The sequence below is a fragment of the Mycobacterium bourgelatii genome, assembly GCF_010723575.1.
Classification (GTDB): Bacteria; Actinomycetota; Actinomycetes; order Mycobacteriales; family Mycobacteriaceae; genus Mycobacterium; species Mycobacterium bourgelatii.
The window spans coordinates 2,694,297-2,718,665 of sequence record NZ_BLKZ01000001.1 but is presented as its reverse complement, the minus strand read 5'-3'; the positions used below and the strand labels follow the sequence as shown (position 1 = coordinate 2,718,665).

At 66.3% G+C, this 24,369-nt stretch carries 16 protein-coding genes; 7 read left to right on the top strand and 9 right to left on the bottom strand.

Annotation, left to right across the window (positions count from 1 at the left end; all coding sequences use genetic code 11):
* Positions 1-36: 36 nt before the first annotated feature.
* Positions 37-420, bottom strand: coding sequence for a DUF732 domain-containing protein (locus G6N68_RS11970; RefSeq protein WP_163712034.1), 384 nt, complete (start codon positions 418-420; stop codon positions 37-39).
* Positions 421-533: 113 nt separating this feature from the next.
* The gene (gene tyrS, locus G6N68_RS11965) at positions 534-1,823 is read right to left on the bottom strand and encodes a tyrosine--tRNA ligase (protein ID WP_163712031.1); all 1,290 of its coding nucleotides are present in this window, start codon (positions 1,821-1,823) and stop codon (positions 534-536) included.
* 178 nt (positions 1,824-2,001) lie between these two features.
* Between tyrS and G6N68_RS11960 the strand changes: the two genes are divergently transcribed.
* Complete coding sequence (locus G6N68_RS11960) at positions 2,002-2,889, top strand: bile acid:sodium symporter family protein (protein ID WP_163712028.1); 888 nt, start codon at positions 2,002-2,004, stop codon at positions 2,887-2,889.
* 8 nt (positions 2,890-2,897) lie between these two features.
* On the opposite strand, the gene G6N68_RS11955 is transcribed toward G6N68_RS11960, so the two are convergent.
* Positions 2,898-3,509, bottom strand: coding sequence for a DNA-3-methyladenine glycosylase (locus G6N68_RS11955; RefSeq protein ID WP_163712025.1), 612 nt, complete (start codon positions 3,507-3,509; stop codon positions 2,898-2,900).
* Between the two features lie 58 nt (positions 3,510-3,567).
* On the opposite strand from G6N68_RS11955, the gene G6N68_RS11950 reads away from it, so the two are divergent.
* Genes G6N68_RS11950 through G6N68_RS11940 form a run of 3 tightly spaced genes read left to right on the top strand, consistent with a single transcriptional unit; the run spans position 3,568 to position 5,707 of the window.
* A complete protein-coding gene (locus tag G6N68_RS11950) occupies positions 3,568-4,350 on the top strand; it encodes an ABC transporter ATP-binding protein (RefSeq protein ID WP_163712022.1) in 783 nt (260 codons plus the stop codon).
* Between the two features lie 2 nt (positions 4,351-4,352).
* Positions 4,353-5,102 (top strand): ABC transporter permease, encoded by a 750-nt coding sequence (locus G6N68_RS11945; protein WP_240355728.1) that lies wholly within the window; start codon positions 4,353-4,355, stop codon positions 5,100-5,102.
* The gene (locus G6N68_RS11940; RefSeq protein ID WP_163712016.1) at positions 5,102-5,707 is read left to right on the top strand and encodes a TetR/AcrR family transcriptional regulator; all 606 of its coding nucleotides are present in this window, start codon (positions 5,102-5,104) and stop codon (positions 5,705-5,707) included. The genes G6N68_RS11945 and G6N68_RS11940 overlap by 1 nt, the downstream gene beginning before the upstream one ends.
* On the opposite strand, the gene G6N68_RS11935 is transcribed toward G6N68_RS11940, so the two are convergent.
* Together G6N68_RS11935 and G6N68_RS11930 are read right to left on the bottom strand one after the other, a co-directional pair.
* Entirely contained in the window at positions 5,676-5,897 is a 222-nt protein-coding gene (locus G6N68_RS11935; protein ID WP_163712013.1) for a Trm112 family protein, read from the bottom strand. The genes G6N68_RS11940 and G6N68_RS11935 overlap by 32 nt on opposite strands.
* On the bottom strand, positions 5,890-8,934 hold the full coding sequence (locus G6N68_RS11930; RefSeq protein WP_163718520.1) for an acyl-CoA synthetase: 3,045 nt from the start codon (positions 8,932-8,934) through the stop codon (positions 5,890-5,892). The genes G6N68_RS11935 and G6N68_RS11930 overlap by 8 nt, the downstream gene beginning before the upstream one ends.
* A gap of 144 nt (positions 8,935-9,078) precedes the next feature.
* Here G6N68_RS11930 and G6N68_RS11925 point away from each other — a divergent pair, with 144 nt between their 5' ends.
* Positions 9,079-9,861, top strand: a complete 783-nt coding sequence (locus tag G6N68_RS11925; protein ID WP_163712010.1) for a crotonase/enoyl-CoA hydratase family protein — start codon at positions 9,079-9,081, stop codon at positions 9,859-9,861.
* 32 nt (positions 9,862-9,893) lie between these two features.
* On the opposite strand, the gene G6N68_RS11920 is transcribed toward G6N68_RS11925, so the two are convergent.
* The gene (locus tag G6N68_RS11920; RefSeq protein WP_163712007.1) at positions 9,894-10,448 is read right to left on the bottom strand and encodes a hypothetical protein; all 555 of its coding nucleotides are present in this window, start codon (positions 10,446-10,448) and stop codon (positions 9,894-9,896) included.
* Positions 10,449-10,599: 151 nt separating this feature from the next.
* On the opposite strand from G6N68_RS11920, the gene G6N68_RS11915 reads away from it, so the two are divergent.
* Positions 10,600-12,384, top strand: coding sequence for an ABC-F family ATP-binding cassette domain-containing protein (locus G6N68_RS11915; RefSeq protein ID WP_163712004.1), 1,785 nt, complete (start codon positions 10,600-10,602; stop codon positions 12,382-12,384).
* A gap of 14 nt (positions 12,385-12,398) precedes the next feature.
* Positions 12,399-13,682 (top strand): cytochrome P450, encoded by a 1,284-nt coding sequence (locus G6N68_RS11910; protein ID WP_163718518.1) that lies wholly within the window; start codon positions 12,399-12,401, stop codon positions 13,680-13,682.
* Here the strand turns inward: G6N68_RS11910 and G6N68_RS11905 are convergent.
* The 3 genes from G6N68_RS11905 to G6N68_RS11895 form a co-directional block, all read right to left on the bottom strand.
* On the bottom strand, positions 13,665-14,756 hold the full coding sequence (locus G6N68_RS11905) for a type III polyketide synthase (protein WP_263991958.1): 1,092 nt from the start codon (positions 14,754-14,756) through the stop codon (positions 13,665-13,667). The two genes, G6N68_RS11910 and G6N68_RS11905, sit on opposite strands and share 18 nt — an antisense overlap.
* 107 nt (positions 14,757-14,863) lie before the next feature.
* A complete protein-coding gene (locus G6N68_RS11900) occupies positions 14,864-17,959 on the bottom strand; it encodes a type I polyketide synthase (protein WP_163718516.1) in 3,096 nt (1,031 codons plus the stop codon).
* 11 nt (positions 17,960-17,970) lie between these two features.
* Entirely contained in the window at positions 17,971-24,363 is a 6,393-nt protein-coding gene (locus G6N68_RS11895) for an SDR family NAD(P)-dependent oxidoreductase (protein ID WP_371871563.1), read from the bottom strand.
* Between the last annotated feature and the right edge of the window lie 6 nt (positions 24,364-24,369).

Genomic DNA, 24,369 nt, shown 5'->3' with positions numbered 1-24,369 from the left:
AGGTTACGGGTATCGGTGTGGGCGCGTGGGTGGGGGTTAAGACTGCAGTCGGTGGGGCAACAGCGGTGTCAGCAGCGCCGGGCAGTAGGTCGCGATGGCGACGATGGTGAACGACCTCGCCGTCTGCGGCGTCATCCCGCTACTGGCGGACAAGTTGTCGGCGATCGCGTCGAAGGATCCGTTCGGCTGCATCGCCATCGGGCATACCGAGCTACCGAGAGCGGTGGTGCTGACCGGTTGACCGTAGGAGATGCCGGCATTGTTCAATGCCGCGAGGAAGGCGTTGCCCATGATGTCGGCCTGAATCGGTGCCGCACAGCTTCCCGCGGTGCCAAACACGCTGGCGGTCAACGCGAGAAGCAGCGACGCCTGCCGGGCCCGGGTGGTCCGTGTCTTTCGATCTGACTGCGCCGTGGTCATCGTGACAACAGTGGCGAACAAGAGTCACGTTCGCGGCACAGTGAGATAAATGTTTGCCCTCTAACGCCCGTCGCGCTTGCCTAGCTGTTTTCGGGCCCCGACCTATGCCCGCTCTATACCCGCTCTACCCCGGCGATGTTCCGTTTGCCGCGGCGCAGCACCAGCCACCGGCCGTGCAGGAAATCCGTTGGCTGCGGTGACCATTCGTCGCTGTCGATGCGAATGTTGTTGACCGACACGCCACCTTCGGCGATGGTGCGTCGCGCCGCGCCCTTGCTGGCCGACAGACCGGTAGCCACCAACAGGTCGACAATCCCGTCCGGACCACCGGGCTTGATTTCGGCGACCGCCGTTTCACGCAGTGCCGCAGCCAAAGTCGCCTCGTCGAGGCGGTCCAAGTCGCCTTGACCGAACAGCGCCCGGCTGGCGTGTTCAACCGCTTGGGCGGCGGCCTCGCCGTGCACCAAGACGGTGAGCTCGGTGGCGAGGCGGCGTTGGGCCGCACGCTGTTGCGGACGTTCGGCCGTCACCTGCTCCAACTCGGCGAGCTCATCGGCAGAAAGAAAGGTGAACCAGCGCAGGTACCGGATCACGTCCGCGTCGGCGGTGTTGATGAAGTACTGATACCAGGCGTACGGGCTGGTCAGTTCCGGATCCAGCCACAGATTCCCGCCGCCGGTCGACTTGCCGAACTTGGTGCCGTCGGCCGCGGTCACCAGCGGGACGGTGAGCGCATGCACTGCTGCGCCGTGCTTTTGACGCACCAGCCGCACCCCGGCGATGATGTTGCCCCACTGGTCCGAACCGCCGATTTGCAGGGTGCAGTTGTGCCGGCGGTACAGCTCGACGTAGTCGTTGGCCTGCAACAGCATGTAGCTGAACTCGGTGTAGGAAATGCCCTCGCCTTCGAGACGCCGTTTGATGGTGTCGCGATCCAGCATCACGTTGACCGAAAAGTGCTTGCCGAGGTCGCGCAGGAATTCGATGGCCGACATGGCGGCGGTCCACTCGAGGTTGTTCTCGACGATCGCGCCCGTCCCGGACTTACCCGTGTCGTCGAAATCGACGAACCGCTCCAGTTGCCCGCGGATCCGCTCGGTCCATTCGGCGACGACGTCCGCTTCGTTCAGGGTGCGCTCGCCGACCTCGCGCGGGTCGCCGATCATCCCGGTGGCCCCGCCCGCCAACACGATGGGGCGGTGTCCGGCGCGCTGAAAACGCCGCAACGCGAGCAGCGGGACCAGATGCCCCGCGTGCAGGCTGGCCGCGGTGGGGTCAAAACCGGCATAGACGGTGATCGGGCCGCGCTGCGTGTCGGCGGCCAGAGCATCGAGGTCGGTGGATTGCGCGATCAAGCCGCGCCATTCCAGCTCGTCGAGGATCCCTGAAGACTCCCTACCCATGGCTGAGAGTCTTCCAGGATGGGTGCGCACGGCTGAGGTCAGGCGGGTAGATCGCAGTTGACTGGCCATTCGCTCAGCGAGATTCGAGCCGAATTGGGGGCGGGAAGCGCACGTTTCGTCCGGTGCCCGGGCTCATCGCCGCCCCGACACGGTCGGCGGCCATAAGCTCTCGACCGTTATGGACAACCGGTTTTTCCCGTTGGTCGTCGTCGCGGTCATGCTCGCCCTCGGGCTGACGCTCACGGTTGCCGACTTTCGGCGGGCCGCCACCTTGCGGCGCCCACTCCTGGTCGCGTTGATCTGTCAGGCACTGCTGCTTCCGGCCCTATGCCTGCTCATAGCCGAGGCCCTGAAGCTGCCGCCGGAGCTGGCGGTGGGGCTGATGCTCATGGCGGCCACCCCGGGCGGCATGCTGGCCAACGTCCTCAGCCACCTGGCCAACGGCGACCTGGCGCTCAATCTCACGTTGACCGCCATCAATGCCGTCCTGTCCATCTTCGCCATCCCGGCGATCCTGGCGTTCTCCATGCACTGGTTCCTGGACCAGGCCCGGCTGATCCCCCTGCAGTTCGACAAGTTCTTCAGCGTCTTCGCGCTGGTGCTGATACCGACCGCGATCGGCGTTGCGATACGCCATCGCTTTCCCGACCTGGCTCGGCGGGCGCAAACCCCGGTCAAGGTCGTCGCGGCGCTGCTCCTGGTGGTTGCCGTGGGCGCGGGCCTGGCGCGCGGCCAGACAACCCTCGGGGAGCACTTCGGTGTGATCAGCGCGGCGGTGGTGCTGTTCTGTGCGGTCAGTCTGACGGTCGGTTATCTGGCCCCGCGTTGGATGCGCCTCGCTCCGCGTCAGTCGGTCGCCATCAGCCTGGAGATCGGATTGCACAATGCCGTGGTGGCGATCGGCATAGCCCTGAGCCCACAGCTACTGAACAGCGCTGAGATGGCCACCCCCGCCGCCATTTACGGCCTACTTGCGCCGCTTATTGCGCTGGCGTTCCTCTTCGCCGTACGGCGTCTCGATCCCGCCTACCGCGCCACCGCCGGCGCCGACACCGTCGTCGCTTAGCCCGTCGCTCAGTCGCTGGCACCGAGGACCGGCGCACGCGGGCTGCGCCGGTAGGCGGACACTTCCGGCCGGTCGGCAACCCACAGTCGCCACGGCCGGTCGGCGGCCTGACTGACCCCGACCCGCGGACCGGCGACCGCCGGCACGGGTTCGTTGAATCGAATCTGCACCGGGCTGACCGGGTCGAACAGGTCAATCCCGTTGTCGTCCATGGTGATTCCCAGCGCGGAGCAAAGATTGCCGGGGCCGCGCGCGAGCGCCGCGGTACGCACCAGCTCACCGCGCCGGCCGCGGGCGACCTCCAATCCCTCGTCGATGGCGCAGGCCCGCAGCAGTACCGCCGCGGCGGTGCCGTCCGGCCCGCAGGCAACGTTGGCACAGACATGAATGCCGTGGCTGCGGTAGGTGTACAGCCGCCCGGGCGGTCCGAACATGACGGCATTGCGTCCACTCAGACCGCGATAGGAGTGCGCCGCCGCGTCGGGCCACGGGCCGTCCGGCACTCCCCCGTACGCCTCGACCTCGACGATGACGCCACTGACCCCGCGTGCGGTGATGGTGGCCCCGAGCAGCCGGTGAGCGGCCTCGACCGGGTCAACCTGCAGGTGCTCAGCGTTCACCGCACAGATTCTGCCCGTGCCCTTGACACGACTGCGACGCGGGCGGATTATTCATCGTATGATGACTTCATCACGCGATGAATTTATGGCAGGCAACACAGAGCCAGCCGTCCGCATCGAGCACTTGCGGGTGATTCGCGGCAAACGGCCTGCGTTGCATGACATTTCCGTCGACATCGCGGCCGGTACCATCACCGGACTGCTCGGGCCGTCCGGGTGCGGCAAGACCACCTTGATGCGCAGCATCGTCGGCACCCAGATCATCGCCTCGGGCAACGTCACCGTGCTCGGACATCCAGCCGGGTCCGCGGCCCTGCGTCGCCAGGTGGGGTACCTGCCGCAGGATCCGGCGATCTATGACGACCTGCGCATCATCGACAACGTTCGCTATGTCGCCGCGCTGTACGGATTCGACGCCTCGGCCGCGGATGAGGCCATCGACCGGGTGGGCTTGTCGGATCATCGAACTGCCTATTGCGGCAATCTCTCCGGCGGTCAGCGCACCCGGGTGTCGCTGGCGTGCGCACTGGTGTGCCATCCCGCCCTGCTGGTGCTCGACGAACCAACGGTCGGACTGGATCCCGTACTGCGCGTTGATCTTTGGGAACAGTTCACCGAGCTTGCGGACGCCGGCACCACGCTGCTGGTGTCCAGCCACGTGATGGACGAGGCCGACCACTGCGGGGATCTGCTGCTGATGCGCGAGGGGCACCTGGTTGCCCACACCACGCCGGACCGATTGAGAGAGGAAACGGGATGCACGTCACTGGAGGAAGCGTTTCTGCACATCATTCGGCGCAGCACCGTGCTGCAAGCAGAGGCCGGTCCCCGGGCAAGTTAGGCCTGAAGGGATACACCGCCACCACGGTGCGCATCCTGCGGCAGTTGGCCGCCGATCACCGCAGTGTGGCCATGATCCTGGTGGTGCCGAGCGCGATCATCGCGCTGATGTACTTCATGTTCCAAAACGCGCCGCACCGGCCCGGCACCCCGACGCCGTTCAACGGGGCGTGCTTGATTCTGCTGGGCCTCTTCCCGCTGCTGCTGATGTTTCTGATTACATCGATAACCATGCAACGCGAGCGCGCTTCGGGCACCTTGGAGCGCGTCCTGACCACGCCGCTGCGCCGACTCGACCTGCTGGCGGCGTACGGAACCGCGTTTTCGATCGCGGCGGCGGCCCAGGCGACCCTGGCGTGCCTGGTGTCGTTCTGGTTCCTCGGGTTCAGCACGGCGGGAAACCCGGTCTGGGTGTTCGTGATTGCGATCATCAACGCGGTTCTGGGCGTGGGGCTGGGATTGTTGTGCAGTGCGTTCGCTCGCAGCGAGTTTCAGGCCGTACAGTTCATGCCCGTGGTGATCGTGCCGCAGTTGCTGTTAGCCGGCGTCATCGTTCCGCGGCCGGCGATGCCGGATTGGCTCGAGTGGATCAGCAATGTCATGCCGGCCAGCTACGCACTCGAAGCGTTGCAGCAGGTGGCTGCGCATCCGGAGCTGACATATACCGCGGTGCGTGACATGGTCGTTGTGATGGGGTTCGCGCTGGTGGCGCTGTGCCTGGCCGCGGCGACGTTGCACAGGCGGACGCCTTAATGGCTCCACGCAGGCCAGGGCGACCCGCGGGAAGCTCGGACACCCGGGAGCGAATCCTGGCCTGCGCGCGGGACCTGTTCGCGCTCAACGGAATTGATCGAACATCTATCCGGGCGGTGGCGGCCAAGGCCGGGGTCGACGCCGCGCTGGTGCACCACTATTTCGGCACCAAGCAGCAACTTTTCGCCGCCGCGATCCATCTACCGATAGATCCGATGCACGTCATCGCGCAGTTGCGCGACACCCCGGTCGAGGACCTCGGGTATCGGCTGCCGTCGATATTGCTGCCGCTCTGGGACTCCGAGTTGGGTGCCGGGCTGATCGCGACCCTGCGCTCGCTGATCGCCGGCGACGAAGTCGGCCTGGCGCGCACGTTTCTGCAAGACGTGATCGGTACCGAAGTCGGTTCGCGGGTCGACGATCCCCCAGGCAGCGGCAGGATCCGCACCCAGTTCGTCGCCTCACAATTGATGGGCGTGGTGATGGCGCGCTACATCGTCAAGATCGAGCCGTTCGCGTCGCTGCCCACCGACCAGATCGCGCGAACGATCGCACCGAACCTGCAGCGCTACCTCACTGGGGAGCTGCCGGACCTCGTGCCATAAGCCGCGCGTGCTCCTCGTCGTCGACGTCCCGAGCCTCATCGATGAGCAAGACCGGGATGCCGTCCTCGATACGGTAGGCACGCCGCAGCCGCGGGTTGTACAGCAGCTCCCCGCCTTCGTCGGCAACCAGCACCAGCGGACCCCGGTCCTGCGGGCACACCAGAATGTCCAGCAGCGTCTGGTCAAGCATCGCTGTGTTCGCGCTTCCCGCTCAATTCGCTACGCACGGCCGGGGTCATACGCCGGAATTCCTTGCTGGCGGAGTCGAAGTGCCACACCTGGCGTCCCGGCTTGGGCAGGCCCGCCGCGCGGAGGGTACTGACGACCGGACGGTAGGTCGTGGGGCTCAGCGGCAGCTCGGGCACCACATGCACGATGTCGGGGCCCAGTCCCACCGGGATCTTGTTGACCGCCTCGCTCAGGTCGGCGGCCGTGACGGTCGCACCCTTGCACAGCGTCACCGCCGAAACCGCGACATCTTGGCCATTCACCGTGACGCCGTAGGTCGATGCCAGGTCGACGCCGATGAGCCGGCCGAACGCGTCGTTGACCGGGTCAGGGTAGACGATCCCGCGCGCGGTGTGGACCTCTGAGCCGCGCCGGCCGACCAGCCAGTAGTCCCCGTCCTCGTCGCGGTAGAACAGGTATTCGGTGGAAATCCAGGTGTCGCCGGGAGCAAACACGCCACGCTTGACCGACGCGGTCGGATCGATCGGTCCGCGCGACTGAGCCAGCAACACCCCGACCTGGTTGACATCGGCCACCTGAACGTAACCCCGCTCATCCTCCAGGATCAGGTCGTGTTCGGCGTCGTAGGCGCCAAGTTCGACCCGGCCGGCACCCGGCAGCGGACGGCCCTTGCTGCCGACCTTGGCGCCGGACACATTGGCCAACACCGCCAGCCCGTCGGTGGTGGCGAAGAATTCGACGACACGCGCCGGCGCGAAAGCGTCAACGACGCGCTCCCACAACCCGGTTGGCATGCCGGAGCCGATGAACAGCCGCACGGGGTGGTTACCGTGCAACTCGAAGTCTGGGTCGTCAACCACTTCCCGCATCATCGCCCAGGTGTAGGACACGACGGTCACCCCGTACTGCCGTATCTCCTGGACGAACCGCTCCGGCTGCAGTCCCCGGGACAACGCGATGCGGGTGCCACCGACAACCGCGGCACCCAGGTTCACCAGCAGCGCCGCCTCGTGGTGTAGCGGCGTCAGGCAATACACGGTGTCTTTGCGGTCGAGCGAAGCCGTCGAGGCCGTTCCGAACGCGGACACCGCCCACCGGTAGTTGGTGATCTGCTTGGCCACCAACTCGCCGCTGGCCGCGGTAAACGCGATGGCCGCCAGGTCGCGCGCCAACCCCGGGTTGGGTCGATACCAAGCGGGCAGCTCGACGACGTCCGGGTCGATCTTTTCCATGTCGATGACTTGGCCTGTTTGCAAGGCATCTTCCGGCAGGTCCAGATCGCGGGACTCACCACCGCCGAGCACCAACACCTGACCCGGCAGCGTGCGCGCCGCTTCGAGATTCGTTGGGTCGGTGAGGATTTCGGCTACTCTACCGAGACGGAAGGATTCGGCCAGATCGACGTCCGGGCGCATCACCACGGCGACCGCCCCCAACCGGGACAACGCCGCGATCGCCACGAGCGCGCTGGGCCGGGTCTCCATCAGGATGCCCACCCGGTCGCCCTGCCGCACGCCGACTTCGATGAGGCCGCGAACGACGTTGTTGATCCGTCGGTTCACCGCTTCGTAGGTGTGCACGCGACCGTCGAACAACAGGAATTCACCCTGCGGATGGTCGCGGGCCTGCTCATCGATGATGCGGCCCAGCGAGATGCGGGTGTGGTCGTTGAGCTGTCCCAGTCGGGCCAGGCGCGGCAGGGTGCGGGCGGTTTCGACGGCCAAGGTACGGACGGACTTGTTGGCGGCGACGACGGCGTCCGCGGCGCCGCGAGCAGCGGCAAGCGCTGCCTCGGACACCTCCCCTAGCCCGTGGGCAAGCCGCGAGCTCAGCGCGACGCCACTGTCGCTGTGCTCGATCGGCTGCTCAACCATCGGGGTGATCTGCGCCGGCTTGTCGCCCTTGCCCTCGATCCAGCGCACCCAGTCCGCCACGGTCGGCCAGCTTTCCTTGGCTGCCCTGGATCCCACAACGAGGCCGAAATGCCCTGTCCTGATCGAACATTCGTAGACGTCGGTGTTCGGTGCGGCGCGCCTGATGCCACGCACCGCCGCCGGCTGGCCAATGTCGTCCACCTCGCCGACGAATGCCAGGATCGGGCAGGTGATGTCGGTCAGCGTGACCATCTGCCCGTTGATAGCGAAGCCGCCGGTCATCATTCGGTTGTGGGCGATGAATTGCTTGAGGAGCTCCGAGATGGCCGGACCCGACCAGGCGATCCACCCTTCACGCTCGAGGAATCGGCGCTGCTGTTCGCGTGGCAACAGTGCCTCGCGATCATGCAGTTGGCGGACGAAGTCGACCCGAGCCTTGGCGGTCTTGAGCGGGTCCATCATCTGAAAACCGGTGCGCGCCAACCAGCTCGGGATGCTGATGCGGTTGAACACGTGGTCTGCCATGAAGTCGGCGATCGCGGGTGCCATGTTCGGCGGCAGGCCCATCGGAAGCGCGGCGAGGGTGTCCACCGGGGAGCCGAACGCCACGATGCTGGCCAGTGCCTTGGAACGCCGGTAGGCACCGACCTGGTAGCACCACATCCCGCCTTGCGAATAACCGACGAGGTGGACGTCGCGGCCGGTGGCCTCGTGCACCGTGTCGATGGCCTGACTGAGTGCGACGATGTGGTCGGCCAGGTTCCGGCGCATGCCGCCCTCGACCTTGTCGGGTGAGCCGAAGTCGATGACCCAGGTGTCCAGTCCGCGGGCATGCAGGATGCCGACCGCCCCGTCCTGGCGGGTGACGTCCCACATGTCGGCCGACATCATCATCGGGTGCACCATCAGGACCGGCGGGCCGACCGGCGGCTGGCCGGGACGGTTGTCCGGCGGGAAGTATCGCCGCAGCTTGTACATCGGAACGCTCTCGACGATCTGCGAGGGCGACGGGACGCTGCCGGTTTCCAACCCGCCCAACCGCAGCACCTCCAGACCGTTCTGGGCTGTGGCAACCAATCGCTCCACCGGGCGTGTCACCATCGACAAATTCAGATCCACAGCTGCTCCTGAGTGCTCAGACTTGGCCTCTACCAGCGTGAACATCATGGCACATCACCCTTGGGCCGCTTGCCATTAGGCAAGGACTTGTTCGGTCAGCGGCCTTCGCGCCAGTGTGGGGCGGTACTTCCGTCGTCCAGCAAGTGGCTCAGGAACCCAGCCAGTGCGGATACCGTCAACATCGTGGGCATGACGACTGAACCCAAGAACAGTGGCGGTGTTCGGGTCGAGAAGCGGGGACCCGTGACGACTGTGATCATGAATCGACCGGAGGCCCGTAACGCGGTCAACGGATCTGCTGCGCTTGCGCTCCTCGCCGCGTTCGAGGAGTTCGACAGTGACGACTCCGCGTCGGTGGCTGTGCTGTGGGGGGAGCACGGAAATTTCTGCTCTGGCGCGGATTTGAAAGGGGCAGAGACTGGTGACTTCAACCCGGTGAGCCCGACCGGTCCGGGGCCGATGGGTCCCACCCGACTGACCCTGTCCAAACCGGTGATCGCCGCAGTCAGTGGCTATGCCGTCGCCGGTGGCCTAGAGCTGGCGGTGTGGTGCGATTTACGAGTAGTCGAGGAGGACGCCACGTTCGGGGTGTTCTGTCGACGCTGGGGATTGCCCCTGATCGATGGCGGCACGGTCCGGTTACCCCGGCTGATCGGGCACAGTCGGGCGTTGGATCTGATCCTCACCGGCCGCTCGGTCGACGCGACTGAGGCACTGGCCATCGGCCTGGCGAATCGCGTTGTGCCAACGGGTACCGTCCGCGAGGCCGCAGAGGATCTGGCCGCCGAACTCGCGGCGTTGCCACAGAACTGCTTGCGCTCCGACCGCCTGTCGACCCTCTATCAGTGGGGCCGCAGCGAGGCAGAGGCGATGGATTTCGAGTTCGCGAGTCTGGCGCGTTCGGCATCCGAATTGCAGTCAGGCGCAAAGCGGTTCTCAGACGGCGCGGGCCGACACGGCTCCAAAGCGTGACACGCCGCGGCGCCCTTGTCGGGTCGCCGGCATCACGCCATTACGGGCACCCTGAGCATTTGGAGACGGTGTTTGACGTCAAATGTGGTGTGCCAGGCCGCCAGCGTGAGCGCCAGATGAACCACGAGATACATCGCATCGCGGCCGCCCCAGGGTGGCGTTCGTCCAGCCCACACGGCTCCCACCAACGCCAGCACCTCGAGGCTCAGCAACGCCGACCAGATCGCCCGCCACATCACGGCCGACCGCAGTCGCCGTTGGTTGACCTGAATAGCGGCGTCGCGGATGTTCGCATCGCTCGGGACCGGTCCGCTCAAGGCGGCCGCCACGGCCGTCGGCCGCCGTGCCGCGTCGATGCCGCTGAGGGCCTTGACCAATAGCGCGTGCGATCGCTCGGTAAACGCGGTGACCACGACGGCGCCGAGCAGGATGGCCGCGGCCGTCGCCACCAGCGGTGCCCACCACGGCTGGTCGGCATTGACCGGCATGCCGTTGGCGCACCAACCCACGATGTGGAGAGAGGCGCTTACGCTCGCCGCCGTCAGGGCACGTTCCCACCAGGACATCAGCAAGAACCGAGTCCACACGACGATGCCTTTCTCATGGGTATTACGGGTCGCCCACGCGACCAGAACGGACCTGGACAGACTCGATGCAGCCCCTTGCAGGATTCTCAATAAATCCTTGGAGCCCTGGCCAGGGCCATCGGCGGCCTGGCGTTCCCGGTAGTTTTGCCCCGTGGCACACCTGCTCGGAGCCGAGGCCGTACATCTGGCTTACCCGACCCAGGTGATCTTTGAATCGGTCACGCTGGGGGTCAACGACGGCGCCCGCATCGGCATCGTCGGGCGCAACGGCGACGGCAAGTCGAGCCTGCTGGGCCTGCTCACCGGCCAGGTACAGCCGGACTCCGGCCGGGTCACTCGACGCAGCGGACTGCGGGTCGGCGCGCTGAGCCAAGCGGACACCCTGGACCCGGAACACACCGTCGGCTGGACACTGGTCGGCGACCAACCCGAACACCAATGGGCCGGCAACGCCCGCATCCGTGACGTCGTCGCCGGCCTGGTGTCCGACATCGCCTGGGACGCAACCATTGCCACGCTCAGCGGGGGGCAGCGACGACGCGTCCAGCTGGCCCAACTACTGGTGGGCGAGTGGGACGTCATCGCCCTCGATGAGCCCACCAACCACCTCGACATCGAGGGGATCACCTGGCTGGCGGGCCACCTGCGACAACGCTGGGCCCGCAACACCGGTGGGCTCCTTTTGGTCACGCACGACCGCTGGTTCCTCGACGAAGTCGCCACCACCACCTGGGAGGTGCACGACGGGATCGTCGAACCGTTCGAAGGCGGGTACGCCGCGTACGTGTTGCAGCGCGTCGAGCGCGATCGCATCACCGCTGCCGCCGAGGCCAAGCGGCAGAACCTGATGCGCAAGGAGCTTGCGTGGTTGCGGCGCGGTCCCCCGGCGCGGACGTCGAAACCGAAGTTCCGGATCGAGGCCGCCAACCAGCTCATCGCCGACGTGCCGCCCCTGCGGAACACCGTCGAATTGGCCAAGCTGGCGATGGCCCGACTCGGCAAGGATGTCATCGACCTGCTCGACGTGTCCGTCTCGTTCGACGGACGCGAAGTGCTGCGCGACATCGAATGGCGCATCGCCCCAGGCGAACGCACCGGCATTGTCGGGGCCAACGGCGCAGGCAAGTCCACCCTGCTGGGGCTGATAGCCGGCACCGTTCAACCGAGCACGGGACGCGTCAAGCGCGGCAAGACCGTCCAATTGGCCGTTCTCGACCAGCAGGGCGACCGGCTCAACGCGATCGCCGACGACCGGATCGCCGACGTGCTGGCGCGGCTGCGCGGCGGCTATGAGGTCGAAGGACGCGAGGTGACTCCGGCGCAGTTGCTGGAGCGGCTCGGCTTCGGCCGCGGGCAGCTCTCCGCACGTGTCCGCGAGCTGTCGGGTGGTCAACGGCGTCGGCTGCAGCTGATGCTCACCCTGCTGTCCGAACCGAACGTGCTGCTGCTGGACGAACCGACCAACGACGTCGACACCGACATGCTCACCGCCACCGAAGACTTGCTGGACTCCTGGGCGGGCACGCTGATCGTCGTCTCCCACGACCGGTATCTGCTCGAACGAGTCACCGACCAGCAGTACGCCGTTCTGGACGGGCGGCTACGGCACCTGCCCGGCGGCATCGACGAATACCTACTGCTCGCCGCCAAAGACCAGGCGGGTGCCGCCCCCGGAGCTGCTCCGGCGGCCAAATCACCGGAGCCGCAAGCCATATCAGGCGCTCAACGGCGCGCGGCGGAGAAGGAGCTGGCCGCGATCGATCGCCAACTGGCGCGGCTGGCCGAACGAATCGAGGCCAAACACAACGAAATCGCCGCTCATGACCAATCCGACCACGTCGGCATCAACCGGTTGACCCAAGAGTTGCGTGCCCTCGAAGATGACGTCGCAGAGGCCGAGGAGCGTTGGTTGGCACTGTCGGAGGTGCTCGAATGACCGCATATCGCACGCTGCCCTACCGACCCGGGGAAGCGCTACTGGCCACATACCGACGCCGCGGTCCCGTGGTGAACGCCGGTGTTGGGCGGCACGGCTACACCTATCTGCTTGGCGCCGAGGCGAATAAGTTTGTCTTCGCCAACGCCGATGCCTTCAGTTGGCGGGAGACCTTCGAGAACCTGGCGATCGTCGACGGCCCGACGGCACTCATCGTCAGCGACGGCGACGACCACCGCCGCCGGCGCAGTGTGGTGGCGCCGGGACTGCGACACCGGCAGATCCAGGAATACGTCCACATCATGGCCTCCAACATCGACCGCGTCATCGACGGTTGGCAGCCGGGGCGACGCCTCGATCTCTACCAACAGTTCCGCTCGGCGGTCCGGCGTAGCACCGCCGAATCGTTGTTCGGCCAGCGCCTCGCGGTCCACTCCGACTTCCTCGGCGAACAACTCCAACCATTGCTGGACCTGACCCATCAGCTCCCGCAGTGGGCGCAACTGCATCGGCGCCTGAATTCCGCCCGTTGGCGACGAGCAATGGCCGCCCGACAGCGCATCAACGACTTGATCGACACCCAGATCGCCGATGCCAAAAAGCAGCCCCGACCGGACGACCACCTGATGACCATGCTGATCAACGGCCGCGGCGAAGAGAATTACGCGCTGAGCGACGACGAAATACGTGATGCGATCATCTCCCTCATCACCGCCGGCTACGAGACCACCAGCGGCGCGCTGGCCTGGGCGGCCTACACCCTGCTGACCCTCCCGGGCGCCTGGGAGACCGCGGCCGACGAAATTGACCGGGTGCTCGGGGGGCGGGCACCGACGGCCCGAGACCTCGCCGGGCTCAGCTACCTCAACGGCGTTGTGCAGGAGACACTTCGGCTCTATTCGCCCGGGGTGATCTCGGCCCGCAGGGTGATGCGTGACCTGTCGTTCGACGGCCAGCGCATCCGGGCCGGACGAATGCTCATCTTCAGCGCCTACGTCACCCACCGTCTCGACGAAATATGGCCCGATGCAACCGAATTCCGTCCAGAGCGGTGGGACGCCGCCAGGCCCGACTATCGCAAGCCCGCTCCGCACGAGTTCATCCCGTTCAGCGGAGGGTTGCATCGCTGTATCGGCGCGGCCATGGCCACCACCGAAATGACCGTGATGCTTGCCCGCCTCATCGCCAGGACAAAGCTGGAGTTACCCGCTCAGCGCATTCGTCCGGCAAATCTCGCCTCGTTGTCCCCTAAGCCCGGATTGACCGTCGAAATCAAGGAATTACTGCCAGCGCAGTAGCACCAGCTCTGAGCAGAATCCGGGGCCCATCGCCATCATCAAACCGGGACTTCCACTGGGCGGGCGCTTTTCAATGGTGTCGCGCAGAATGTGCAGCACCGAGGCCGAGGACAGATTGCCGATTTCGCCGAGCGAGCGCCAGGTCAACTCCAGCGCCTCCGGGGCCAGCCCGAGGCTGTTGGTGATGGCGTTGATGACTTTGGGGCCGCCAGGATGGCTCACCCACGCTCCGATGTCATTCCGGGTCAGTTGATGTTCGGCCAGGAAGCCGTCGACATCGTCAAGCAAGTACTGGTCGATGAGGTTCGGTAGGTCGGGCGAAAGCCGCAGTTGCAGGCCGTCGGAGCTGACGTCCCAACCCATGATGTGCAGCGAATCGGGGTACATGCGACTGCGCGTGTCGACTATTTCCGGCCCGCCGGTGCGCAACTGTTCGGCGCGCCGGTCGCCCACGGCAACCACCGCGGCCGCGCCGTCGCCGAACAACGCGGTGCCAACCAGACTCGACACCGTCGGCTTGACGGCCGGATAGGTGAGCGAACACAGTTCGACCGCTACCAGGACCGCCACCCCGTCGGGCGCACCACGCAAGTAGTCGTGCAGGCGACCCACCCCGGCCGCTCCAGCGACACACCCCAGGCCGAACATCGGCATTCGGCGGACGTCGGGACGCAGGCCGAGCCGGCCCGCGATGCGCGCATCCAGCGACGGAACCGCGACCCCGGTGACCGTCGTGGTCGCGATCATGTCGATGTCCTGCGGTCGCAATCCGGCTTCCTCGAGCGCGCCGAGCAGGGCCTCACAGCCGAGGTCTACGGCCTTTTCGATGAAAATCTCGTTCGCGTCACCGAAGTCGGTGAGGGTCGGATACTGCTGCAGCGGCATGACGAAATGCCGGCTCTGGACTTTCGCAGCGGCGTGCAGGCGCCGAACGATCTCTTCGTGTTCCTTAAGACCGGGAAACTCGACGAACTGGTCGGTTATCTCGCTCTGGCTGTAGCGATGGGGTGGCAACGCCCCGAACACCCCTGCGATGACGCTCATGCCCCTGCTTTCTGCACGCTTCGCGCTAATTTACGTGTGTCTAATAGCACCGATTGACCCGCAAACTACATTCGAAGTTTAGGCGAGTTTAATCAGGGGCGCAAAGCCTCACATATTAGACGCTTGTGTTATTTCCATCACTTGACCTCATCGCTGTCCGCGACATTCAGCGCCATCGCAATTAGTGCGTCCGGACTGAGGGAATCTATGACATCATCACTCACAGTGGGCTTGAGCAGCTGATTTTCCTGCCCAGCCAGCGCTAATAGCTTGTCCAACAAACCCGTTCTTCGAAGTTCTCGAATAGGAATTCGCATTAATAACGACCGAATATTCTCGTCTTCCGATTCGTCCGATGGATTGTCAGACAACTGTTCAGCAAGGTAATCCGCGAGCTCGATGGGGGTTGGATAGTCGAAGATCAGCGTCCGCGATAAAGGCAACCCGGTTTTGTTTTTGAGCCGGTTTCGCAGCTCGACCCCGGCCATCGAGTCGAAGCCCAGGTCCTGGAAGGCGGAATTGACGCTGACGTCCTGGCCGCTCGCGTGACCAAGCACGACGGCCGCTTGCGTGCACACCAGCTCGACCAGCTGGTTGACGCGCTCCGCCGGGGCCAGCGCCCGCCATCGCTCGGCGAATGTCGCGGCGCTTTCGTCATCCACTGCGGCGTTGGGCGCCGCGTCCGCCGTAGCCCCCAGCCAGAATCGGCGCCGCTGGAAGGCGTAGGTCGGCAACTCCACCCGCCGCACGCGTGCCCCGTCCAACATCGGAACCCAGTCGATATCGACACCTGCGGCGAACAGCGACCCCACCGCGGTCAGCACCGACGTGATCTCTGGGCGATCCTTGATCATGGCCACCACGGCCGCGTCGGGATCGGTGCCTGACGACTGTTGCACGGCCGCGATCAATCCGGCTGCGGGGCCGGCCTCGACAAATACCCCGGCACCCAGCGACGCCAGCGTTCGAACACCGTCGGCGAAGCGCACCGGCCGGCGCACATGCTCCGGCCAATACTCGGGCGACCCGTAGCCGGCACCAGCCACCTCGCCAGTCACGTTCGATATCAGCCCAATTCGCGGTTGGGCGGCCCAGATGCCGGCCAACTCCGCGGCGAACCGCTCAACCATCGGCTCCATCAATTCGGAATGAAACGCGTGCGAAACCGGCAACCGATGCACCCGCCGACCCAATGTTGCGAAGTGATCGGCCATCGCACCCGTCGCGGATGCCTCGCCCGAAATCACCACCGAGTCAGGCGCATTCACCGCCGCGATGCAGACACCCTGCCGCAGCAGCGGCACCACTTCATCCTCAGCGGCGGCCACCGCAATCATCACGCCGCCTGCGGGCAGTCCCGCCATGAGTCGCGCACGCGTCGCGACCACTTTGGCGGCGTCGGTCAGCGGCAGCACGCCGGCGACATGCGCCGCGGTGATCTCGCCGATCGAGTGGCCCATCACGAAGTCCGGCACCACACCGAAACTCTGTAGCAGCGCTGCCAGCGCCACTTCGACGGCGAACAGCGCCGGTTGCGCGAACTCGGTATTTTCCAGCAGCGCAGCGTCTTCGCCCCACACGACCTGACTCAGTGGCAGCCGAAGGTGTGCGTCCAATGCCTGCGCGGCCTCGTCGAAGGCCTGCGCGAAGACCGGGAATCGTTGGTGCAGCCCACGCCCCATTCCGAGCCACTGGGCGCCCTGGCCGGGGAACACGAACACCGTCTTGCCCAACGACCGTGCGCTACCCGTCACCACGTCGTCCGTGGGTTCGCCGGCGGCCAAACCAGCCAGTTTGTTCAACAGTGCGTCGCGATCGGTCCCCGTCACGACCGCCCGGTGCTCGAACACCGACCTGGTGGAAATCAGCGACCACCCCACGTCGGCAGCACGCAACTCGGGATGGCTGTTGCAATGGGTGAGCAGCTTTTGTGCCTGTGCGGCCAATCCCGAGGCGGAACGGGCCGACAGCACCCACGGGATGTCGGCGATATTCAGATCATCGTGATTAACAACGTATTTCGGCTCGGGCGATTGCGCTGGGGCTTCCTCCAGGATCATGTGAGCGTTGGTCCCGCCCATCCCGAACGACGACACTCCCGCGCGGCGCGGCCGGTCCCGCCAGGGGGTCAGGGTGGTGCCGACCTGCAGGCCCAGGCGAGCCATGTCGATTCCGGGTTTGGGCCCCGTGTAGTTGAGACTTGGCGGTATTTCCGCGTTTTCGATCGCCAGGACCGCCTTGAGCAGACCCGCGACCCCAGCCGCGCCGCCCGCGTGGCCGATGTTGGTCTTGACGGACCCGATGGTCACCGGGTGTTGCCGACGGTCGGCGAACACTTCACCGAGCGCGGCGAGTTCGACCGGGTCGCCGATTTCGGTTCCGGTGCCGTGGGCCTCGATGTATTGAACGTCCTCCGGCTGCAGCCCCGCCTCGGTCAGTGCGCGACGGACAACGTCGGTTTGTGCGGCGGCCGACGGAACGGTCTGCGCGACGGCGCTGTGCCCGGCGTTGCCCACCGAGCTGCCCCGGATGACGGCGTGGATTCGATCTCCGTCGTGAAGCGCGGCATCCAACGGCTTCAACAACAGCACGGCGCCGCCCTCGCCGCGCACGTATCCGTCGGCACGTGCGTCGAAGGCGCAGGTGCGTCCCGTCGGTGACAACGCGCCGAATTCCCTTTCCAACGCGGCTGTTTCGCCGGCCAGGTTCAGGTGGATGCCGCCGGCTATCGCCACGGACGATGCACCGCTGCGCAGGCTTTCGCAGGCAAGGTGAACCGCCACCAAGGACGATGACTGACCGGAATCGACGGTCATGCTGGCACCGTGCAGTCCGAACACGTAAGAAATCTTGTTGGCGATCATCCCGCGGCTAAGGCCGGCAAACGCATGGTGATCAAGTTCGTCGACGGAGTCGCTGAGTGCCAGGACGGCGTAGTCGTCGTTCATCGCGCCGAAGTGAACAGAAACATGTTGGCCGCGCAGCGTATCCGGCTTCACGAAGGCGTCTTCGAGACACTCCCAGGTCAGTTCCAATGCCAGGCGTTGGCGCGGATCCATGACACGGGCTTCGCGGGGGGATACATGAAAGAAGTCTGCGTCGAATTCGGCGGCCTCGTAGGGCAATTGACTGGCCTCGCGCCCATCACGCAGCAGGCGCCAGAACTCAGCCGGAGTTTCGGCGTCCGGAAACCTGCACGCGAGCCCGATGATTGCCACCGCCGCCGGTCGCACCGCCACGAGTCCTATTCCTCTTCCAAGATGGCGAAGAGTTCGCTGTCGGTCGCGGTGGCGAGGTCATCGTTGAAGCCATCGTCGTAGAACGTGGTGTCTGCGGGATCCGGTGCGGGCTCCGGCGTCTCCAGCGTGTTGAGCATGGCCCCGATTCGCGCCCGCAACTGCGCCCTGTCCTCCGGCTTCAGGCCGGGCTGATCGACCAGCGCCTGCAGTTCGCGGGCGATGTGGTCAAAGCGGGCCAGCGGGTCAGGCTGATCGGGCACCGGAGCCGCAGCGAGCAAGGCATCAAGATGCTCGGCCAACGCGGCGGGTGTGGGATGGTCGAAGATCAGGGTCGGCGAAAGCGTCAGCCCGGTGCCCGTCTTGAGCCGGTTGCGTAGTTCCACCGCCGTCAACGAATCGAACCCGAGATCTTGGAAAGCGCGGTCGGGGGCGATGTCGGACGTGTTGTGCCCGAGCACGGCCGCAGCACTGCCGCAGATCAAGTCGGTCAGCTCGGCGTGGCGCTGCTCCGATGTCAGCCCGTGCAGTCGTGAACGCAGTCCCGACATCGACGCCGCGGTGTTGGTCTGTTCGATGAACCGCCGTGTCGGGCGGGCGATCAACTGCTGCAGCAACGGCGGCGCTTCATCGTGGGCGGTGAGTGCGGCCGTGTTGAGTCTTGTGGCGACCACCGTGGGGCGGTCCACCAGCAGCGCCGCGTCGAACAGCTGTAGTGCGTCGTCGTTCGTCAAGGGGGCGAGCCCGACCCGGCTCATCCGGGCTTTGTCGCGGTCCCCCAGGTGTCTGGTCATCTCCGACGCTTGTTCCCACAACCCCCACGCCACCGACAGCCCGGGCATTCCGCGGGCACGACGGTGGACGGCCAGCGCATCGAGGAAACTGTTCGCCGCGGCGTAGTTGCCTTGCCCCGGTGCGCCGACAATGCCCGCCAACGACGAGAACATCACGAACACCGACAAATCCAGATCCGCGGTGAGCTCATGCAGATTCCACGCCGCATCTACCTTGGCGCGCAGCACCGCGTTCATCCGCTCCGGCGTCAGCGACGCGATCAGCCCATCGTCGAGTGTCCCGGCGGCGTGAATGACTCCGGTGAGCGGCGACCGTTCCGGCAGGCCGGCCAGCAGTGCCGTCACGGCGTCGCGGTCAGCGACGTCGCAGGCAACCGCCGACACCGTCGCCCCGGCCTGCTCCAGATCGGCGACCAACTCTGCAACACCGTCGGCGGCGGCGCCTCGACGGCTGGCGAGCACCAGGTTGCGCACCCCGTAGCGAGTGACCAAGTGTCGCGCCAGCCGGCCGCCGGCCATGCCGGTGCCCCCGGTAACCAGGACCGTGCCGTCGGCCAGCTCACGCGGCATGGTCAGCACGACCTTGCCGATATGGCGAGCCTGGCTGACAAACCGGTAGGCGTCCGCGGCGCTTCGCACATCCCACGTCTTCGTCGGCAGCGGCTGCAAGGTGCCGGCCTCAAACAGGGCCATCAGTTCGGTCAGCATCTGCTGAATGTGTTGCGGCCCAGCCTCCATCAGATCAAACGCCCGATAGCGCACACCTGGATGCTGGTCGGCCACCAACTGCGCATCGCGCAGGTCCGTCTTGCCCATTTCGATGAAGCGGCCGCCGCGGGTCAACAGCCTCAGCGACGCGTCGGTGTACTCGCCGGCCAGCGAATTGAGCACCACGTCAACCCCGGTACCCCCGGTAACCGCGAGGAACTTCTGTTCAAACTCCAGGGTTCGCGAGTCCGCGATGTGGTCGTCGTCAAAACCGATGGACCGCAACACGTCCCACTTGCCGCGACTCGCGGTGGCGAAAACCTCAACGCCCCAGTGCCGCGCCAGTTGCACCGCGGCCATCCCCACACCCCCGGTCGCGGCATGCACCAGAAGTTTCTCCCCGGCGCGCAGACCCGCAAGTTCAGCCAAGCCGTAGAAGGCGGTCAGGAACACCACCGGCACACCCGCGGCCGCGTCCAATGACCACCCCGCGGGTACTGCGGTCACCAATCGGGCATCGATCACCGCTTCAGAACCTGCCACCCCGAACAGTCCGAGTACGGTGTCGCCGACGGTAAAGCCCGTTACCCCGGGGCCGACCTCGGTGACGAACCCGGCGCCTTCGGCGCCCAATTCGCCGCCGCCGGGATACATGCCCAACGCCACGAGCACATCCCGGAAATTCACACCGACGGCGGCCAGCTTCACCCGAATCTGGCCTTCGGCCAACGCCGTCGGCGGCTGAGGCTGGACCACCAAGTCCTGAAGCGTTCCGCCACCACCGGGGGCAAGCCGCCAATTCCCGGGCGGCAGCTGCAGCGTCGACCCCTCCGGCCCTTCGGACCCTTTCGTTCCCGGGCCCGTCTTTGCCAACCGCGCCGCGTACACCACCCCGTTGCGCACCGCCAACTGCGTTTCACCGCAACCGATCAACGCATCGGGATCGACCGAGCCATCGGAATCGAGCAGGATGATGCGGCCCGGGTGCTCGGCCTGCGCCGATCGCACCAACCCCCACACCGCCGCGCCCGCCAGATCGGTGACGTCCTCACCAGCCAGCGCCACCGCGCCGTGGGTCCGCACCACCAGCACCCCGGTGCGGTCGCCGGCCACCCACAACTGCAACATTCCCAACGCCTCAGTGGTGACCGCGTGCACCGACTCCACCACTCCCCCGACAGCTGAACTCGGCTGCCACACCTCCGCGTCGGTGCCGGCTGTTCCATCAATACCGTTGCTGTTCAGAGGAATCGGTGACCACATCACCTCCAACAGCCCGCTGTTGGCGGACGGAGCGGTTACCGCCGACAACTGTTCGGCCGATACGGGGCGGACCACCAACTCCTTGACCGACAACACCGGCAGACCCGCCGCGTCGGCCAGCTCCAACGAAAGTCCCTGCGTCCCCACTGGCGCCATCCGCACCCGCACGTGCGAAGCGCCCATGGCGTGTAGCGACACGCCCTGCCAGGAGAACGGCAACACTGCCTGCGCCTGCTGCCCGGATACCCCGAGCGCATGCAGGCCCGCGTCCAACAGGACCGGATGAAGCCCGAAGCCGCTCAACGTCAAACCGGCGTCCGCGGGAACATCGACCTCTGCGAAGACCTCGGTGCCCCGCTGCCACACCGTGCGCAGCCCACGGAAGGCGGGACCATACGCGTAGCCACGCTCGGCCAGCCCGACATATGCATCGGTCACATCCACCGGCACGGCCCCGACCGGTGGCCAGATCGACAGGTCGGCGCTCGGCTGTACCGCCGCGTCCCGCAGCGAACCTTCGGCGTGCAGCGTCCAGGGCGAATCCGACTGCCGATCAGTTGAATACACCGATACGGCGCGAGCTCCGGTCTCGTCGGCACCACCCACGACCACCTGCACCTGCACCCCGCCGTCGGCCGACAGCAGTAATGGCGCGGACAGAGTCAACTCTTCGATCGCCGAGCAGCCGACCTCGTCCGCTGCCCGCAAAACCAGCTCCACGAAGCCCGATCCGGGAAACAGCACCACCCCGGCGACCGCATGGTCGGCCAACCACGGCTGCGCCGTGAGCGACAGTCGGCCCGTCAACACGACACCGCCGGAATCCGGGCGTTGCACCACCGCCCCCAACAGGGCATGCTCGGCCTTCGCCAGACCCACGCCACTCACATCGGTCGTCCCCAGCTGGTCGGCCGTCAACCAATAGCGCTGCCGTTGAAACGGGTACGTCGGCAAGTCCACCCGCCGGGTACGCAAGCCGGCGAAGGTGGCGGGCCAGTCGACCGGCAATCCCAAGGTGAACAGCTGGCCCGCCGCACCGAGTAGCGATTCGACTTCGGGACGGTCTTTGGCCAGCGTCACCACCGACACCGCTTGGTCGGCGACCAACGACTGCTCCACCGCGGCGGTGAGGCCGCGACCGGGACCGGCCTCGATGAACACGCCGGCACCCACCGATTCCGCGGCCCGCACCCCGTCCACGAAGCGCACCGGCTGCCGCACGTGGTCCACCCAGTACTGCGGCGACCCGTACCCGGCGCCCACCACCTTGCCAGTCAGGTTGGACACCAGCGCAATTCGCGGTTCCGCGGGTGTGATCCCGGCCAGCAGATCCGCGAACCGCTCCAGCATGGGCTCCATCAGCTTCGAATGAAACGCATGCGAGACCGCTAGTCGATGCACGCGTCGACCAGACTCGGCCAGCCGATCCGCCACTGCCGTAACCGGGTCTTGCGCACCCGAAAGCACAACGGCGCTCGGCCCGTTGACGGCCGCAATGCTCACCTCCTCGGTGAGTAACGGCGTCACCTCCGCCTCGCTGGCGGCGACCGCGATCATCACCCCACCGGCGGGCAACTCCGCCATCAGCCGAGCGCGGCCGACGACCACAGTGGCCGCATCCGAAAGGGACAACACGCCGGCCACCTGGGCCGCGGTGATCTCACCCACGGAATGACCCATGACCACGTCCGGCACCACGCCCCAGTGCCGCAACAACGCCGCCAGGGCGACCTCCACGGCGAACAACGCGGGCTGCGCGAATTCCGTGCTTTCCAACAGCTGCGCGTCGCTGCCCCACATCACGTCGCGCAGCGGCAACCGCAGGTGTGGGCCCAGCGCCGAGACCGCCTCGTCCAACGCTTCGGCGAACACCGGAAATCGTTCGTAGAGCTGCTGTCCCATCCCCAAGCTCTGGGCGCCCTGCCCGGGGAACACGAACACGGTCTTGCCCGCATGCCGGGCACGGCCGACGACGACACCCGCTCCGGGCTCCTCGGCGGCCAGGCCGGTCAAACCCGCCACGAGTTGGTCAGGCCCGCCCACTACGACCGCGCGATGGTCGAACACCGAGCGCGTGGTCGCCAGCGACCAACCCACATCCGCCGGGCGCGGGCGGTCTCCGATGCTCACTTGGGTCAGTAGCCGCCTGGCCTGGTCGGTCAGCGCCCGCGGTGTGCGTGCGGACAGCACCCACGGAACCGACGCGGTATCATCTTCGGCCACAACGCTTTCCGGATCTGACGGCTGCGCCGGCGCCGGTGCCGGAGCTTGCTCCACGATCACGTGCGCATTGGTGCCGCTGATGCCGAACGAAGACACGCCCGCCCGACGTGGTTGATCGCCGGCCGGCCACGGGCGCGACTCCGTCAACACCGAGACCGCACCTGACGACCAATCCACGTGTGGCGTAGGCACATCCACGTGCAGGGTCTTCGGCATCACCCCATGCCGCATGGCCTGCACCATTTTGATGACCCCGGCCACACCGGCCGCGGCCGACGAATGACCGATGTTGGACTTGATCGAACCCAGCCACAGTGGGCGATCCGCCGGCCGGTCCTGCCCGTAGGTAGCGAGCAGGGCTTGCGCCTCAATGGGATCCCCCAGTGTGGTTCCCGTTCCGTGGCCCTCGACGATGTCGACTTCCGCGGGGGTCAACCCCGCGCTGGTCAGGGCCGCCTGGATCACCCGCTGCTGCGCCGGACCGTTCGGGGCGGTCAGCCCATTGGATGCACCGTCCTGATTCACCGCGGAACCGCGCAGCAAGGCCAGCACGGGGTGACCAAGTCGCTGCGCATCGGCCAGTCGTTCCAAGACCAGCACGCCGCCGCCTTCCGACCACGCGGTCCCGTCGGCGCTACCCGCATACACCTTGCACCGGCCGTCCGGGGCCAGGGCCCGCTGCCGGCAGAACTCCACGAAGGCGGCGATGGTGGCCATCACCGTGATACCGCCGGCCAAAGCCAGATCGGTCTCCCCCGAGCGCAGTGACTGCGCGGCCAGATGCATCGCCACCAACGACGACGAACATGCCGTATCCACCGACACCGCCGGGCCTTCCAGGCCCAACACATATGACGTCCGTCCGGACGCCACACTCAGGGTCGAGCCGGTCAGACCGTAGCCCTCCAGTTCCCCTTTCACTTCGCCGCCGTAGCCGGCGTGAATCACCCCCGCGAACACGCCCGTCGCCGAACCCCGCAACCCCAGCGGGTCAATTCCCGCCCGCTCCAAGGCTTCCCACGACAGCTCCAGCATCAGGCGCTGCTGCGGGTCCATTGCCAGCGCTTCGCTGGGACCGATGCCGAAGAATCCGGCGTCGAAGTCCCCCGCGCCATGCAGGAAGGATCCCTGACGCACATACATCTTGCCCTTGGCGTCCGGGTCCGGATCGTAGAGCCCCGCGACATCCCAGCCTCGGTCCGCCGGAAAATCGGATACCGCGTCACGCCCGTCGACCACCATGTCCCACAGGCTTTCCGGCGAATCGACACCACCCGGGTAGCGGCACGCCATTCCCACGATCGCCACCGGCTCGGACAGCTTGCCTTCCAACTCGGCCACCCGCCGGCGGGTCCGGCGCAGATCCGCGGTCAACCGCTTCAGGTAGTCAAGATGCTTGGTGGTGCTGGGCACGGTCGA